Annotated in this window: 11 protein-coding genes; 9 read left to right on the forward strand and 2 right to left on the reverse strand. The window is 75.5% G+C overall.

Going from position 1 to position 16,137, the window contains the following annotated elements:
- The first annotated feature begins 1 nt into the window (after window position 1).
- Window positions 2-2,026, forward strand: a complete 2,025-nt coding sequence (locus O7609_RS04320; protein WP_269733573.1) for a fumarate reductase/succinate dehydrogenase flavoprotein subunit — start codon at window positions 2-4, stop codon at window positions 2,024-2,026.
- Entirely contained in the window at window positions 2,023-2,763 is a 741-nt protein-coding gene (locus O7609_RS04325) for a succinate dehydrogenase/fumarate reductase iron-sulfur subunit (protein WP_269733574.1), read from the forward strand. The genes O7609_RS04320 and O7609_RS04325 overlap by 4 nt, the downstream gene beginning before the upstream one ends.
- On the opposite strand, the gene O7609_RS04330 is transcribed toward O7609_RS04325, so the two are convergent.
- Entirely contained in the window at window positions 2,741-3,568 is an 828-nt protein-coding gene (locus tag O7609_RS04330) for a serine aminopeptidase domain-containing protein (RefSeq protein WP_269733575.1), read from the reverse strand. The two genes, O7609_RS04325 and O7609_RS04330, sit on opposite strands and share 23 nt — an antisense overlap.
- Window positions 3,565-4,572: a sigma-70 family RNA polymerase sigma factor gene (locus O7609_RS04335; RefSeq protein WP_269733576.1), complete on the reverse strand. Its 1,008-nt coding sequence runs from the start codon at window positions 4,570-4,572 to the stop codon at window positions 3,565-3,567. The genes O7609_RS04330 and O7609_RS04335 overlap by 4 nt, the downstream gene beginning before the upstream one ends.
- A gap of 274 nt (window positions 4,573-4,846) precedes the next feature.
- Between O7609_RS04335 and O7609_RS04340 the strand changes: the two genes are divergently transcribed.
- The 7 genes from O7609_RS04340 (at window position 4,847) to O7609_RS04370 (ending at window position 16,052) form a co-directional block, all read left to right on the forward strand.
- The gene (locus O7609_RS04340; protein WP_269733577.1) at window positions 4,847-7,021 is read left to right on the forward strand and encodes a molybdopterin oxidoreductase family protein; all 2,175 of its coding nucleotides are present in this window, start codon (window positions 4,847-4,849) and stop codon (window positions 7,019-7,021) included.
- Entirely contained in the window at window positions 7,018-8,499 is a 1,482-nt protein-coding gene (locus O7609_RS04345) for an FAD-dependent oxidoreductase (protein WP_269733578.1), read from the forward strand. The genes O7609_RS04340 and O7609_RS04345 overlap by 4 nt, the downstream gene beginning before the upstream one ends.
- Complete coding sequence (locus tag O7609_RS04350; RefSeq protein ID WP_269733579.1) at window positions 8,496-9,710, forward strand: NAD(P)/FAD-dependent oxidoreductase; 1,215 nt, start codon at window positions 8,496-8,498, stop codon at window positions 9,708-9,710. Before O7609_RS04345 ends, O7609_RS04350 begins: the two co-directional genes overlap by 4 nt.
- A gap of 181 nt (window positions 9,711-9,891) precedes the next feature.
- A complete protein-coding gene (locus tag O7609_RS04355; protein WP_269733580.1) occupies window positions 9,892-12,273 on the forward strand; it encodes a glycoside hydrolase family 3 N-terminal domain-containing protein in 2,382 nt (793 codons plus the stop codon).
- A gap of 207 nt (window positions 12,274-12,480) precedes the next feature.
- Entirely contained in the window at window positions 12,481-13,353 is an 873-nt protein-coding gene (locus O7609_RS04360) for a HalD/BesD family halogenase (protein WP_269733581.1), read from the forward strand.
- 33 nt (window positions 13,354-13,386) lie between these two features.
- The gene (locus tag O7609_RS04365; RefSeq protein WP_269733582.1) at window positions 13,387-14,226 is read left to right on the forward strand and encodes a class I SAM-dependent methyltransferase; all 840 of its coding nucleotides are present in this window, start codon (window positions 13,387-13,389) and stop codon (window positions 14,224-14,226) included.
- Window positions 14,223-16,052 carry a choline/carnitine O-acyltransferase gene (locus tag O7609_RS04370; protein ID WP_269733583.1) on the forward strand — a complete coding sequence of 610 codons (1,830 nt, stop codon included), beginning with the start codon at window positions 14,223-14,225 and terminating at the stop codon, window positions 16,050-16,052. The genes O7609_RS04365 and O7609_RS04370 overlap by 4 nt, the downstream gene beginning before the upstream one ends.
- Window positions 16,053-16,137 lie beyond the last annotated feature (85 nt).

Genomic DNA, 16,137 nt, shown 5'->3' on the forward strand with positions numbered 1-16,137 from the left:
CATGAGCCCGACCCCCGCGCAGGCCCCCGAGACCCCCGAACCGCGCCCCCGGCCGCCGGCGCCCGCGAACGGCGGCGGCTACGCCGACTACCGCGTGGGCGCGCCCCTGCGGGACACGGCGGCGCCGGACGGCCCCCTCGCCGAGCGCTGGGACCGCCGCCGGCTGGAGGCCCGGCTCGTGAACCCGGCGGGCCGGCGCAGGCTCCGCGTCATCGTCGTCGGCACCGGGCTGGCCGGGGCGGCGGCGGGCGCCACGCTGGCCGAACAGGGTTATCACGTCGAGCAGTTCTGCTACCAGGACTCGCCGCGCCGGGCCCACTCCATCGCCGCGCAGGGCGGCATCAACGCGGCCAAGAACTACCGCAACGACGGCGACTCCGTCCGCCGGCTGTTCCACGACACCGTCAAGGGCGGCGACTTCCGGGCGCGCGAGTCCAACGTGTACCGGCTGGCCCAGGTGTCGGTCGAGATCATCGACCAGTGCGTCGCCCAGGGGGTGCCGTTCGCCCGCGAGTACGGCGGGCTGCTGGACACCCGGTCCTTCGGCGGCGTGCAGGTCTCGCGCACCTTCTACGCCCGTGGCCAGACCGGCCAGCAGCTGCTGCTCGGCGCCTACCAGGCCCTGTCCCGGCAGATCGCCGCGGGCACGGTGAGCATGCACCCGCGCACCGAGATGCTGGACCTCGTCGTCATCGACGGCCGGGCCCGCGGCATCGTCACCCGCGACCTCGTCACGGGGCGGATCGACACCCACCTCGCGGACGCCGTCGTGCTGGCCACCGGCGGCTACGGCAACGTCTTCTACCTCTCGACCAACGCCAAGAACTCCAACGCCACCGCGATCTGGCGGGCCCACCGGCGCGGCGCCCACTTCGCCAACCCCTGCTTCACCCAGATCCATCCCACCTGCATCCCCCGCTCGGGCGAGCACCAGGGGAAGCTCACGCTGATGAGCGAGTCCCTGCGCAACGACGGCCGCATCTGGGTGCCCGCGAACGCCGGCGACCGGCGGCCCCCGCACGAGATCCCCGAGGCGGAGCGCGACTACTACCTGGAGCGGCTCTACCCCGCCTTCGGCAACCTCGTCCCCCGCGACATCGCCTCGCGGGCCGCGAAGAACGTCTGCGACGAGGGCCGCGGCGTCGGCCCCGGCGGCCAGGGCGTCTACCTGGACTTCGCCGAGGCCGTCGGCCGCCTCGGCCGCGGCGCCGTGGCCGAGCGCTACGGGAACCTCTTCGAGATGTACGAGCGCATCACCGCCGAGGACCCGTACCAGGTGCCGATGCGCATCTATCCGGCCGTCCACTACACGATGGGCGGGCTGTGGGTGGACTACGACCTCCAGACCACCGTCCCGGGACTGTTCGCCATCGGGGAGGCCAACTTCTCCGACCACGGCGCCAACCGGCTCGGGGCCTCCGCCCTCATGCAGGGCCTGGCCGACGGCTACTTCGTCCTGCCGCCCGCCCTCGGCGACTATCTCGCCCGGCTGCCGCGCGGCGCTTCCTGGGAGGTGGACGCCGACCACCCGGCTATCCACGAGGCCGTCTTCGACGTCACCGACCGGCAGTACGCGCTGCTGTCCAACAACGGGGACTGCACGGCCGACTCCTTCCACCGCGAGCTGGGCGCGCTGCTGTGGGACAAGTGCGGCATGGCCCGGGACGCGGAGGGGCTGCGCCGCGCGCTCGACCGCATCCCGGCCCTGCGCGAGGAGTTCTGGCGGCGGGTGCGGGTGCCCGGCGACGGCCGGGACGTCAACCAGGCGCTGGAGCGCGCCGGACGCATCGCCGACCACCTGGAGCTGGCCGAGCTGATGTGCCTGGACGCGCTGCACCGCGCCGAGTCCTGCGGCGGCCACTTCCGACTGGAGAGCCAGACCGCGGGCGGCGAGGCGGCTCGCCGGGACGAGGAGTTCTCCTACGTCGCGGCCTGGGAGTTCACCGGGCCCGGCCGGCCACCCGTGCTGCACCGCGAGCAGCTCGCCTTCGAACACGTCCACCCCACCCAGCGGAGCTACGCATGAGGCTCACCCTGCGCGTCTGGCGGCAGTCCGGCCCCGACGCACCCGGCCGGATGACCGCCTACGAGGTCGCCGACGTCTCCCCCGACATGTCGTTCCTGGAGGTCCTCGACGCGCTCAACGAGGATCTCGTCCTGCGGGGCGAGGAGCCCGTCGCCTTCGACCACGACTGCCGGGAGGGCATCTGCGGCGCCTGCGGCATGGTGATCGACGGGCAGGCGCACGGCCCCGAGCGCACCACCGCGTGCCAGCTGCACATGCGGCACTTCGCGGACGGCGACACCATCGACGTCGAGCCGTGGCGGGCGGCGGCCTTCCCCGTGGTCAAGGACCTGATGGTGGACCGCTCGGCCCTCGACCGGATCATCGGCTCCGGCGGCTACATCACCGCGCCCACCGGCAGCGCCCCGGAGGCCCACGCCGTGCCGGTGCCCAAGGACGACGCGGAGCGGTCCTTCGAGAACGCGGCGTGCATCGGCTGCGGAGCCTGCGTGGCGGCCTGCCCCAACGGCTCGGCCATGCTCTTCACCGCGGCCAAGGTCGCCCATCTGAACGCCCTCCCGCAGGGCGAGCCGGAGAGCGACCGGCGGGTGCTGTCCATGGTCGGGACGATGGACGCGGAGGGCTTCGGCGGCTGCACCAACACCGGGGCGTGCGCGACGGCCTGCCCCAAGGGCGTCCCGCTGCCGTCCATCGCCGCGATGAACCGCGGCTTCCTCAGGGCGGCCCGTCGCCGTTGACCCGCTCGACGGCACGGCGCGCCCGGCCGCGCTCGACGGCACGGCGCGCCCGGCCCTCCCCCAGCACGTCGGCCGGGGTGAGCAGCCCGCCCGGCCCGTCGGCGCCCGGCGGGGGCGCCCCCGGGCCGGGCGCGGCCAGGGCGGCGGCCACCGGCTCGGGCAGGGCTTCGGGCCGCAGCACGCCCTGGGTGAGGACGCCGGCCAGGGCGTGCCAGACACCGGCCCGGCGCAGCATGGCGTGGTCGCTGCCGGACAGGACGACGCCGCAGGCCCTGGCCCCGGCGGCCCGGGCCCGGGCGGCCAGGCTCCAGGTGGCCTCGGCGCGGGTCGTGGCGTCCGCCGCGTCGTGCACGAGGGCCAGGGTGCGGCCGCTCAGATGCGCGACGGGCTCCTCCTTTGGGCACCAGGGGGCGAGCCCCACGACGCCGCGCACCTGGGGGTGCCCGGCGACGTGCAGGGCGGCCCGGCCGCCCATGGAGTGCCCGACGAGGACGACGGGCAGCTCGCCGAGCACCGCCAGCAGGGCCGTCAGCGCGCTCTCGGCGTCCCGTGCGGCGTCGGCCCGCGGGCCGTTCCAGCCGCGGTGCCGGTAGCGCACCTGCGCCACGACGGGCCGCTCGGCGGCGCAGGAGCGGGCGACGGCCCGGGCGAACGGGCGCATGCGCAGGCCCGGCAGGTTCCACCGCGTCGGGGGCTCCAGCGCGTCCGCCCGGCCCCCGTGCAGGAGCAGGATCAGCGCGCCCGGCTCGGCCGGGCGCTGGAGGACCGTGACGCGGGGGTGCTCCACCGGCGGGCCCGCGCTCACTGCCCGGTCTCGGCGGGGAGGAACTCCGGCAGACCGAAGGTGGGGAACAGCCCGGTGTCGAAGAAGGCGGCCACGTGGGCGACCTCGGCCCCCTTGAGCGTGAGTACCTGGAGGTGGAAGGGCTGGTAGGTGCCGTCCCCGGCGCGCATGTACAGACCGAAGGCGGGCTGCCCGTTGGCCGGCGCGGGGACGAGCCTCATGTCGCCGGGGCCGCTGGGGCACCGGGTCTCGATCAGCTCGCCGATCACGGCGGGGCCCTGGTACCAACCGGTGAACGGCGGCATCTCCCAGACGGCGTCCTGCGTGAACAGCTTGACGATCTCGCTCATGTCCTTGACCTCGAAAGCCGCGACGTAGCGGTTCAGCAGCTCCTGCTTCTCCTGCTCGTCGGGCTCGGCCACCGTGGCCTCCTCGGGCGCCGCCTTCCTGAGCTGGGCGCGGGCCCGCTGGAGGGCGCTGTTCACCGAGGCCGTGGACGTCTCCAGCAGCTCGGCGACCTCGGCCGCGCGCCACTTCAGCACGTCCCGCAGGAGCAGGACGGCGCGCTGCCGGGCGGGCAGGTGCTGGAGGGCGGCCACGAAGGCCAGCCGGATGCTCTCGCGTGAGGTGACGACGGCCGCCGGGTCCGCCCCGTCGGCCCCGACCAGGGCGTCGGGCACGGGCTCCAGCCACGGCACCTCGCCCTGCTCGACCAGCTCGTCGGCCGGGTCGGCACTGGGGGCGCCCAGGCCGGTGGGCAGGGGCCGCCTGCCGCGGCTCTCCAGGGCGTCGAGACAGGTGTTCGTGGCGATCCGGTGCAGCCAGGTGCGCATGGACGAGCGCCCCTCGAACTTCTCGTACGCGCGCCAGGCCCGCAGATACGTCTCCTGGACGAGGTCCTCGGCGTCGTGCACGGAGCCCAGCATCCGGTAACAGTGGGCCAGCAGCTCCCGCCGGAACGGGTCCGCCAGCCTCGGGAACTCGTCCGCCGGGTCCTTCACGTTGCTGACCTGCTCGTTTGCCATGGCGCATCCCTCTCATCGCCCGTACGCCTGCCGTCGTACCGCGTGCTTCGCCATCCTCGCAGAAGCCTCTGACAGCGACCTCCTGGACGACGGAGGAATCGGAACGGGCAGACCTGGGGAACGTATAGTCGATCACGGTTCACGGGTTCGGGTGAAAGACCAGTGACCACAGACGGCCGCGGGTGAGGGTGCCGGGTCCGGGTGCGTGCGCCCGACCACCGGTTTCCGCGCTCACCCGCCGGACGGGCTGCGGCATCCCGGGGGGAGAGGCGGCATGGCAGGAGACGGACGGAGAAGCGACGTGAGCGGGCCGCGGGAGGTGGCCACCCACTGCCCCTACTGCGCGCTCCAGTGCGGCACACGGCTCAGCCACGATCCCGGCCACGCCCCGGGCGCGGCCCGGGGCGCCGACCAGGGCGCCGACTCCGGTCCCGGGGCCGGGCGCGTGCGGGTGCGGCCCTCGGACTTCCCCGTCAACCGGGGCGGGCTGTGCCAGAAGGGCTGGTCCGCCGCCGCCGTTCTCGACACTCCCGACCGGCTGCGCACCCCGCTGCTGCGCGGAGCCGACGGAGAGCTGGCCCCCGTGGACTGGGAGACGGCGCTCGACGCCGTCGCGGCCGGGCTGCGCCGGGCGGCGGACGAGCACGGGGCCGACGCCGTGGGCGTCTACGGCAGCGGCGCGCTGACCAACGAGAAGGCGTACCTCCTGGGCAAGTTCGCCCGCGTCGCCCTCGGCACCGGCCAGATCGACTACAACGGCCGGTTCTGCATGTCCTCGGCCGCCGCCGCGGGCAACGCCGCGTTCGGGCTCGACCGGGGCCTGCCCTTCCCCGTCACCGACCTGGGCCGGGCCGACGCCGTGCTGCTCGCCGGGGCCAACCCGGCCGAGACCATGCCCCCGCTGCTGCGGCACCTGGACCAGGCGGCCCTCGTCGTCATCGACCCGCGGCCCACCCGTACCGCGCGGGCCGCGAAGCTGCACCTCCAGCCCACGCCCGGCACCGATCTGGCCCTCGCCCTCGGCCTGCTCCACATCGCCCGGGCCGAGGGCCACTGGGACGCCGCGTACGTGGCCGAGCGCACCACGGGCTTCGAGGCGGCGTGGCGGCACGCGGCCGGCTGGTGGCCGGAGCGGGTGGAACAGTTCACCGGCGTACCGGCCGGGCTGCAGCGCGAGGCCGTGCGCCTGCTGGCCGAGGCGCGCTCCGCCTACGTCCTGACCGGCCGGGGCGTGGAGCAGCACAGCAAGGGCGCCGACACGGCGGCCGCCTTCGTCAACCTCGCCCTCGCCCTCGGGCTCCCGGGCCGGGAGGGCAGCGGCTACGGCTGTCTGACCGGCCAGGGCAACGGCCAGGGCGGCCGGGAGCACGGGCAGAAGACGGACCAGCTCCCCGGCTACCGCTCGCTGACGGACCCACTGGCCCGCGAGCGGATCGCCGAGGTGTGGGGCGTCGAACCGGACGAGCTGCCGGGGCCCGGGCGCAGCGCCTACCGCCTGCTGGACGCGCTCGGCCGCCCGGACGGCCCGCGGGCGCTGCTGGTCTTCGGGGCCAACCCGGCGGTCTCCGCGCCGCACGCGGGCCACGTCACCGAGCGGCTGGCCGCGCTGGACCTCCTCGTCGTGGCGGACTTCGTGCCCTCCGAGACGGCCGAACTGGCCGACGTCGTGCTGCCGGTCGCGCAGTGGGCCGAGGAGGAGGGCACGATGACGAGCCTGGAGGGCCGGGTCCTGCGCCGCCGCAGGCTGCTGCCTCCGCCGCCCGGGGTGCGCACGGACCTGGAGGTGCTGCGGGAGCTCGCGGTGCGGCTCGGCCGCCGCGCGGAGGCGTTCCCGGCCGAGCCCCGCGCCGTCTTCGACGAGCTGCGCCGGGCCTCGTCCGGGGGCCGGGCCGACTACGCGGGCATCGACTACGAGCGGCTCGACGCCGGTGAGGCGCTGCACTGGCCCTGCCCCGCCGCCCCGCCGGGCGGGCCCCCGCACCCGGGCACGCCGCGCCTGTTCCTGGACGGCTTCGCCCACCCGGACGGCCGGGCCCGCTTCGCCGCCGTCGAGCACCGCCCGGCGGGCGAGGACGTCAGCCGGGAGTACCCGCTGTTCGCGACGACGGGCCGGGCCCTGGCCCACTACCAGTCCGGGGCCCAGACGCGCCGCACCCCCGAACTCCTCGACGCCGTACCGGAGGTGTACGTCGAAATGCATCCGGACACCGCCGAGCGGGCCGGGCTCGCCGAGGGCGCGCTGGCCCGGGTCAGCTCCGCCCGGGGCAGCATGACGGCCCGGGTGCGGGTGGTCCCCGGCCTGCGCGCCGACACCGTCTTCGTGCCGTTCCACTTCGCCGGGCGGGGCCGCGCCAACCTGCTGACCAACCCGGAGCTGGACCCGCGCAGCGAGATGCCCGAGTTCAAGGTGTGCGCCGTCCGTGTGGGCCCGTGCCCGGAGCCGGCGTGAGCGGCGGGGCGGCGCACGGCGGCACGGACGGCGCGGTCGTCGTCGTCGGGAACGGACCGGCCGGGCACCGGCTGGCCGAGCGGCTGGCCCGGCTCGGGCACCGCGGCCCGGTCACCGTGCTGGGCGCCGAGCCGCGCCCGGCCTACCACCGGCCGCTGCTGTCACTCGTCCTCGCCGGGCGGCTCCCGGCCGAGGCGCTGGAGCCGCCGCCCGCGCCCGGGCGGGAGGACGGGGGCGCGACCGTCCGGACCGGCGTGCGGGCCGTCTCCCTGGACCGCCGGCGCCGGACCGTGCGCACCGAGGACGGCGAGGGGTTCCGCTACGACACGCTGGTGCTGGCCACGGGGGCGCGGCCGCGGCTGCCGGAGCTGCCCGGGCTGCGCGGCCCGGACGGCATGCCGGCGCCCGGGGTCGCCGTCCTGCGCACTCCGCGGGACTGCGCGGAGATCGCGGCCGGTGCCGCGGCGGGGCCCGTCTGCCTCCTCGGCGGCGGGGTGCTCGGCGTGGAGGCCGCCGTCGCGCTGCGCGGGCGGGGGCACGACGTCACCCTCGTCCACCAGGGCCCGCATCCGCTGCACGAGCGCCTGGACGCCCGGGCGGGCGAGCTGCTCGTCGGGCACCTGGAGGGGCTCGGGGTGCGGCTGCTGACCTCCCGCCGGGCCGTGCGACGGCTGCCGGCCGGGCTGCTGCTGGCCGACGGCGAGGAGGTGCCGGCCGGGACGCTGGTGGTGTGCGCCGGGGTACTGCCGGAGACGGCGCTCGCCCGGCGGGCCGGGCTCGCGGTCCGCTCCGGGGTGCTCGTCGACGACCGGCTGTGCACCACCGACCCGCGCGTCCGCGCCATCGGGGACTGCGCGGAGCACGGCGTCGGCGTCCCCGGCTCCGTGCACACCGCCTGGGCCCAGGCCGACGCCCTCGCCGCGCTCCTCACCGGCCGTGCCGAGCGCTACCGGGGCGACCGTCCGGCGCTGCGGCCACGCGTGGGCGGTCTGGAGCTGGCCGTGTTCGGCCCGCCCGAGGACGCCCGCGGCGAACGCGACGTGGAGCGGGTGACGTTCTCGGACCCGGCACGCGGCGGCTACGCGCGCCTGGAGCTGGCCTCGGGCCGCGTGCGGCGGGCCGTCCTCGTCGGCCTGCCGGCCGCCGCCGCCGGCGTCGGCCAGCTCTACGAGCGCGGCCTTCCCCTCCCCTCCGACCGGCTGGCGCTGCTGCGCGGCACCCCGCCGCGCGGGGGCGAGGTGCCGCGGCCCGACGGCGAGAGCGTGGTCTGCCACTGCAACAACGTCACCCGCTCGACGGTGTCGCGGGCCTGGCGCTCCGGCGTCCGCGACGTGCCGGGCCTGTCCGACTCGACCAGGGCGGGCACCGGTTGCGGCTCGTGCGTGGCGGAGCTGCGCTCGCTGTGCGCGGCGCTGGCCGCGTCCGACGGCACGCGTCCGGCCGTGGCGCAGGCGGCGGGCGGACGGGGGGCGCGGTGAGCGGCACCCTCGTCGTCGTCGGGCACGGCATGGTCGCGCACCGGCTGGTGGCCGAACTGCGCCGACGGGACCCGGGGCGGCGCTGGCGGATCGTGGTGCTCGGCGAGGAGAACCGGCCCGCCTACGACCGCGTGGCCCTGTCCTCGTACCTGAACGGCCGCCGCGAGGAGGAGCTGCGGCTGCGGGACGTCCCGGGCGAGGACGGCCCCGCCCTCGCGGTGCGTCAGGGCGTGCGCGTGGTCGGCCTGGACCGCGGGCGGCGGACGGTGGCCTGCTCGGACGGCACCGAGGTCCGCTACGACGCGCTCGTCCTGGCCACCGGCTCCCGCTCGTTCGTGCCGCCCGTCCCGGGGCACGACCTGCCCGGGTGCTTCGTGCACCGCACCCTCGACGACCTGGACGCGATCCGGGCCGCGGCCCGTACCGGACGCCCCGGGGTCGTGGTCGGCGGCGGTCTGCTCGGGCTGGAGGCGGCGGGCAGCCTGCGGGGGCTCGGGCTGAGCCCCCACGTCGTGGAGTTCGCGCCCTGGCCGATGCCCGCCCAGCTCGACGCGGACGGCGGTGCGCTCCTCGCCGCGCGGCTGCGCTCGCTGGGTCTCGCGCCGCACTGCGAGGTGACCGTCCGCGAGGTGACGGCGGGTCCGGACGGCCGGGCCCGGGCGGTCGTGCTGTCGGACGGGCGCGTCCTCGAGACGTCCGTCGTGGTGTTCGCCGCCGGCATCCGCCCGCGTGACGAACTGGCCGAGGCCGCGGGCCTGGAGCGCGGACCGCGCGGCGGCTTCCGGGTGGACGGCCACTGCCGCACAGCCGATCCACGGGTGTGGGCCGTCGGCGAGTGCGCGGCACTGCGAGGCCGCTGCCACGGACTGGTCGGCCCGGGCTACCGGATGGCCGAGTCCGTCGCCGCCCAGCTCACGGACGAGGTCCCCGACCCGCTGCCCGAACCGGATCTCGCCACCCGGCTCAAGCTGCTGGAGCTGGAGGTGGCCAGCTTCGGGGACGCCCACGGGACGACGGAGGGCTCGCTGGCCTTCAGCGTCGGGAACCCGGGCGCCGGAACCTACGCCCGGCTCACCCTCGGCCCGGACGGCGACACGCTGCTGGGCGGCGTCCTGGTGGGCGACACCCGCGCCTACGCGCTGCTGCACTCCCTGCGCGGCCACCCGCTCCCCACCGCTCCGGACACCCTCCTGCGACCCGCGCCGTCCTGAACGGGCCCGGTGTACCGGTGCGTCGACGCGCCGGTACACCGATGAGCCGACGATCCCACCGATCCGCCGATCGGGTCGGCCCGCGCCGCCCTCCCGCGTGACGCGTTGACCCCGTGCCGCGGCGCGCAGTTGACTCCACGCCGTCGGATCACCTGAAGCCCTCAGCCTTGGGGAGTGGGTCATGCACAAGACCGGCAGACGGGGCGCCGGGGGCGCCCTGCTCGCCTCCGCCACCACCCTCGCCGCCCTGCTCCCGGCCGGCGCGGCGGATTCCGTCGCGCGGGCCGCGGAGCCGGACGCGCGTTCCCGGGTCGTCGTCGATACCGTCGTCCAGCCCGTCCGGGAGGGCGAGACCGCCCGGGTGCGGCTGCGCGTCGTCACGCCCGGGTCCGCGCCGCTGGCCGGGCCGGTGACCGTCCGGTACTCCCCGGCGAAGGGCAGCGCGACGCCGGGCGAGGACCTCCAAGCGCCACGGGGCACGCTGTCCTTCCCGGCCGGGGCCCGCTCGGGCACCACGCGCTCCATCGCCGTCCGCACGGACGACGACGGCCGGGCCGAGACCGCCGAGACGCTGCCGCTGAAGCTGGAGGTCACGGGCGCGCGGGCACCGCGGCAGCGGCCGACGGTGGTGATCGACGCGCACGGCCTGCCCTACCTCGACGCCCGGCGCCCGGTGCACGAGCGCGTCGCCGACCTGCTCGCGCGCATGACCCCGGCCGAGAAGGCGGGGCAGATGACGCAGATCGAGCACAACGCGCTGAAGGCCCCGGGCGACCTCGCGGCCCGGCACATCGGCTCGCTGATCTACGGCGGCAGCCACCCGCCCCGGCCCAACACCCCGGCGGCCTGGGCCGCGCTGACGGACTGGTACCAGCTCCGGGCGCGGACGGACCGGCTCCAGATCCCGGTCCTGCACGCCATCGACGCGGTGCACGGCCACAACACCGTCGTCGGCGCGACGATCATGCCGCACAACATCGGGCTCGGGGCGTCCCGCGACCCCTCCCTCGTCGCCCGGGCCGCCGCGGTGACGGCCGTCGAGACGCGGGCCACCGGCATCCCCTGGACCTTCGCGCCCTGCCTGTGCGTCTCGCGGGACGAGCGCTGGGGGCGCGCCTACGAGTCCTTCGGCGAGGACCCGGAGCTGGTGAAGGCCATGACCACGGCCGTCCAGGGCCTCCAGGGCGCCCCCGACGGGAGTGAACTCCACCGCCGCGACCGGGTCATGGCCACGGCCAAGCACTTCGTGGCCGACGGGGCCACCGCGTTCGGCTCCTCCACCCACGGGGACGGCTACACGGTCGACCAGGGCATCGCCCGGATCACCCGCGAGGAGCTGGAGAGCGTCCACCTCCCGCCCTTCGCCGAGGCGGTGCGGCGCGGCGTCGGCACCGTCATGCCGTCCTTCTCCTCCCTCGACCTCGCCGGGGACGGGCAGGGTCCGGTGCGCATGCACGCGTACGGCGAGTTGATCAACGGCGTGCTGAAGGACGGGATGGGCTTCGACGGGTTCGTCGTCAGCGACTGGAAGGCCATCGACCAGATCCCCGGCGACTACGCCACCGACGTGCGCACCGCCGTCAACGCCGGGGTGGACATGAACATGGTCCCGCACGCCTACCGGGAGTTCCAGGACACGCTGCTCGCTCAGGTGCGGGCGGGCCGGGTGCCGCAGTCCCGGATCGACGACGCCGTCGCCCGCATTCTGACCCGCAAGTTCCAGCTCGGGCTGTTCGAGCGGCCCTTCGCCGACACCACCCACCTCGACCGGGTCGGCTCGGCCGAGCACCGGGCGGTGGCCCGCGAGGCCGTCGCCAAGTCCCAGGTCCTGCTGAAGAACGACGGCGTCCTGCCGCTCTCCCCCGGCCAGAAGGTGTACCTCGCCGGGTCCAACGCGGACGACCTGGGCCACCAGACGGGGGGCTGGACCATCACCTGGCAGGGCTCCTCGGGGGACATCACCGAAGGCACGACGATCCGGGAGGCGCTGCGCGCGGCGGCGCCCGGGGCCCGGATGACGTACTCCGAGGACGCCTCGGCCCCCACGGACGGTCATGACGTCGGTGTGGTCGTCGTGGGCGAGACGCCCTACGCCGAGGGCAGGGGCGACGTCGGCAACGGCGGCCACGACCTGCTGCTCCCGGCCGCCGACCGCAAGGCCGTGGACGCCGTATGCGGCGCGATGCGGTGCGTCGTCCTCGTCGTCTCCGGGCGGCCGCAGATCGTCACCGGGCAGCTCGACGCCATGGACGCCCTCGTCGCCTCCTGGCTGCCCGGCACGGAGGGTGCGGGCGTCGCCGACGTGCTGTACGGCAAGCGGCCGTTCACCGGCCGCCTCCCGGTGAGCTGGCCGCGCTCGGCCGAGCAGGTCCCGGTCAACGTCGGGGACACCGACTACGACCCGCTGTTCCCCTACGGCTGGGGTCTGACGACGGACGTCCCGGCGGCCGGGGCCGGCTGGCTCGCGGTCTCCGGCCCCGCCGCGGCCGGAGACCGCTTCCGCGCCGGCGAGCCGACGCGGGCCGTCCGCGCGTTCTCCCGGGCGGCCCGCCCCGCCCGCTGAGCCCCGCGCGCCCGGCGCCGCCGTCCCCCTCGGGGGCGGCGGCGCCTTCGCGTGTTTCCGGCCGGTGTGCGCGCGGCGTGTGACGTGTCACAGACAACAAGGCGACACTGTGGGAACTTCAACTGCATTACTCGCCAGTAGAGTTATGCCCCGGCAGCGACGGCCCGCGACGGCCCCGCATCCCGCCGGAAGGTCGGAGAGGAACGCATGAGCACCGTGAACGGCATGACGCTCGACCACGCCGTCGACACGGCCCGGTACCCCCTGGCCGAGCTCGACGGCCCGACGGGAGCGGCCGTCGTCGCCCGCGCCCGCCGGGACCTCGACACCCTCGGCTGCACCGTGCTGCCCGACTTCGTGCGCCCCGGACTGCTCGACGCGCTGCGGCGCGAGTGCGCCGACATCGCCCCGCAGGCCCACTACGACGTCGAGACCGTCAACGTCTACAACATCCCCGTCGACTCCGAGCTGCCCGAGGGCCACCCCGGCCGGCGGACCTTCCAGCGGGGCAACGCCTTCGTGCCCCGGGACCGCGTCCCGCACGGCTCGCTCATCGACCTGCTCTACCGCGACCCCGCCTTCCAGCGCTTCCTCGCCCGCTGCTTCGGGCTGCCCCGGCTCCACGAGCTCGCCGACCCGCTCTCGGGCCTCGTGCTCAACGTCGTGGGGCCCGGCATGGAGCACCCCTGGCACTTCGACACCAACGAGTTCACCGTCAGCATGCTCACCCAGGAACCCGAGGCCGGCGGGGTCTTCGAGTACTGCCCGGGCATCAGGACCGCCGACGACGAACGGTTCGACGACGTGCGCGCCGTGCTCGCCGGGGAAGGTGAACACCTGGTACGCCGTCTTCCGCTTCACCCCGGTGATCTGCAACTGTTCAAGGGCCGCTTCTCGCTGCACCGTGTCAGCCCCGTGCGGGGCACGATCGCACGCCACTCCGCGATCTTCGCGTACAGCGAGCGCCCCGGGGTCGTCGGCAGCGTGGCCCGCACCCGGCAGCTCTTCGGCCGCGTCCTGCCGGAACACCTGGCGGCGGCCCGGGGCCAGGCCGTCCGGGGCGACCGGCTGCTCGACTGACGAACCGACGGTTACCGACGGAGGCCCGTACCTGTGCGTCTCGACGCGAACGGCAAAGTCTCGCTCGACCACGTCTACAACCAGCCCGACCCACGCCCGTACTTCCGGGCCTTCCACCCCCTGGGCTACGCCATCCCGCAGCACGCCAAGCCCTACTTCGCCAAACTCGTGCGCGAGTACCGCGACGCCCGGGGCGTGGCGGTACCGCAGGTCCTCGACATCGGCTGCTCGTACGGCATCAACGCCGCACTGCTGAAGTACGACATGACGCTGGACGAGCTGTACACGCGTTACTGCCCACGGAACCCGGACACCCGCACCCGCGAGGCGCTCCTCGCCCAGGACCGCGAACTGGCCGCCCGCCCGGCGGGCCCCGCCGTGCGGGTCGTCGGGCTCGACGCCTCCGCCGAGGCCCTCGCCTACGCCCACGAGGCCGGGTTCCTCGACGACGCCGTCCGCGCCGACCTGGAGCGCGACGAGCTCACGCTCCCGCAGCGCGACGCCCTCGCCGGCACGGACCTGATCGTCTCCACCGGTGCGCTCGGCTACGTCTCCGAGCGCACCCTCGTCCGCGTCCTGCGGGCCCAGGGCGAGCGGCGCCCGTGGATGGCCCACTTCATGCTGCGCATGTTCCCCTTCGACCCCATCGACGCCGCTCTCGCCGACCTCGGCTACGAGACCACCCGCGTCGACGGATTCTTCCGGCAGCGCCGGTTCGCCTCGCCCGAGGAGCAGGCCCGTCTGCTGGAGGGCATGGCGGCCGCGGGTGTGGACCCGAGCGGCCTGGAGGCGGAAGGCTGGATGTACGCGCACCTCTACCTGTCCCGCCCCACCGCGTCCCGTTCCGACCACGTGAATCGAGAGCCCCGTTGAACAGCACCTTCGGACATGAAGCCGAGCTGCCGCGCGTTCCCCTGCCCACACTGGAGGGCAGCTGCGAGCGCTTCCTCACCTGGTGCGCGCCGCTGCTGACGGCCGAGGAGCTGGCGGCCACCGAGGCCGAGGTCGCCGCCTTCCTCGCCCCCGACGGCCCCGGCCGCGCCCTGCACGCCGCGCTGGCCGAGTACGACACCGCCGAAGGCGTGCACAGCTGGCTCGACACCTTCTGGCCGTACCGCTACCTGGGCCGCCGCGACCGGATCGCCCTCAACGCGAACTTCTTCTTCCTCTTCGCGGACCCCGCGGACCCCGCGGACGGCGAGGACGGCGAGGACCGCGCGGACGCCGGCGGGGCCCAGATCCCCCGGGCGGCCGGGCTCGTCGCGGGCGCGCTGGACTACAAGCGCGCGATCGACCGCGGGCAGCTGCCGCCCGTGACGCAGCGCGGGGTGCCGCAGTCCATGGTGCAGAACCGGTACCTGTTCTCCACGACCCGCATCCCCGGCGCCGAGCAGGACACCGTCCGCGCCCCCTACACCGAGGCGTGGCCCGGGCCCTCGGAGGCCCGGCACATCGTCGTCTTCCACCGCGGCACCATGTACCGCATGGACGTGCTCGGCCCCGACGGCGTCCCGTACTCCCTGGAGGACCTCGAAGCCGGGCTGTGCCACGTCACGAAGGCGGCCACCGAGCGGGAACCCGCGCCCGTCGGCCACCTCACCACGATGGCCAGGGCCGAGTGGGCCGCCGCCCGCTCCTCGCTCCTGGCCCTCGACCCGCGCAACGCCGAGGCCCTGGAGGACGTCGAGACCGCGCTCTTCTGCCTCTCCCTGGAGGACTTCGCGCCTGCGGACGAGCAGGCCGCCTGCGACGAGCTCCTCCACGGCGACCGCGGGAACCGCTGGTTCGACAAGGCCGTGACCCTCGTCGTCTTCGCCGACGGCCGGGCGGGCGTCAACGTCGAGCACTGCGAGCTGGACGGCACGACGATCCTCGGCTTCGTCGACCATCTGCTCGGCGCCTCCGCCCAGGAGCACGCCGAGCGCTCGGGGGCCACCGCCCAGGGCCTTCCCGCCCTGGAGCCGGTCAGCTTCGTCCTGGACGAGGAGCTGCGCGCCCTGGTGCGCTCGGCCGCCGAGTCCTTCGCCGCCTACGGCGAGGCCACGGCCACCGCCACGGTGGCGTTCCCGGACTTCGGCAGCGGCACGGCCAAGGCCCTCGGCGTCTCTCCCGACGCCTTCGTCCAGTGCGCCTACCAGCTCGCCCACCAGCGGGCCAAGGGACGGCTGGGCGCGACCTACGAGTCCATCGCCACCCGCCAGTACCGGCACGGCCGTACCGAGGCCATGCGGGTCGTCACCCCGCAAGTGCAGGGCTTCGTGGCCGCGATGGAGAACGACACGGCCTCCCCCGAGACCCGTCGCGCCGCTTTTCGGGCCGCCGCGACGGCCCACGTCGAGCGGGCCAGGGAGTGCCAGACGGGCCGGGCCCCCGAACAGCACCTGTGGGAGCTGGAGCTGATCGAGCGCCGCCGCGGCGGACCGCAGCCGGCCCTCTACCGCTCCCCGGGCTGGCGGATCATGCGCGACGACTTCCTGAGCACCAGCTCCGCCCCGTCCACGCACATCCGGTACTTCGGCTTCGGCTCCACCAGCACGCAGTGCATCGGAGTCGCCTACGTCCTGCTCCCCGACCGCTTCCACGTCTACCTGAGCACCCCGGCTCCGGTCGCGGCGCAGATGCACAGCTTCGCCGCGGAGCTGCGCACCGCCGTGGCCGAGCTGCGGGAGCTCCTCGAGAGCGAGCGGCCCGCCGGCTGATCCCGGCCGCCGCCCGGCACGCGACGCGCGACGCCCCTCGGACGGACCGAGGGGCGTCGCGCGTGGTGCCCGGCGACCGCCCTGG

It is taken from the genome of Streptomyces sp. WMMC1477 (assembly GCF_027460245.1).
Classification (GTDB): Bacteria; Actinomycetota; Actinomycetes; order Streptomycetales; family Streptomycetaceae; genus Streptomyces.

What these genes read in the sequence shown, in the direction of transcription:
- O7609_RS04320 (WP_269733573.1), top strand. Translation starts at nt 2, where the DNA reads ATGAGCCCGACCCCCGCGCAGGCCCCCGAGACCCCCGAACCGCGCCCC.
- O7609_RS04325 (WP_269733574.1), top strand. Translation starts at nt 2,023, where the DNA reads ATGAGGCTCACCCTGCGCGTCTGGCGGCAGTCCGGCCCCGACGCACCC.
- O7609_RS04335 (WP_269733576.1), bottom strand. Translation starts at nt 4,572, where the DNA reads ATGGCAAACGAGCAGGTCAGCAACGTGAAGGACCCGGCGGACGAGTTC.
- O7609_RS04340 (WP_269733577.1), top strand. Translation starts at nt 4,847, where the DNA reads ATGGCAGGAGACGGACGGAGAAGCGACGTGAGCGGGCCGCGGGAGGTG.
- O7609_RS04355 (WP_269733580.1), top strand. Translation starts at nt 9,892, where the DNA reads ATGCACAAGACCGGCAGACGGGGCGCCGGGGGCGCCCTGCTCGCCTCC.
- O7609_RS04360 (WP_269733581.1), top strand. Translation starts at nt 12,481, where the DNA reads ATGAGCACCGTGAACGGCATGACGCTCGACCACGCCGTCGACACGGCC.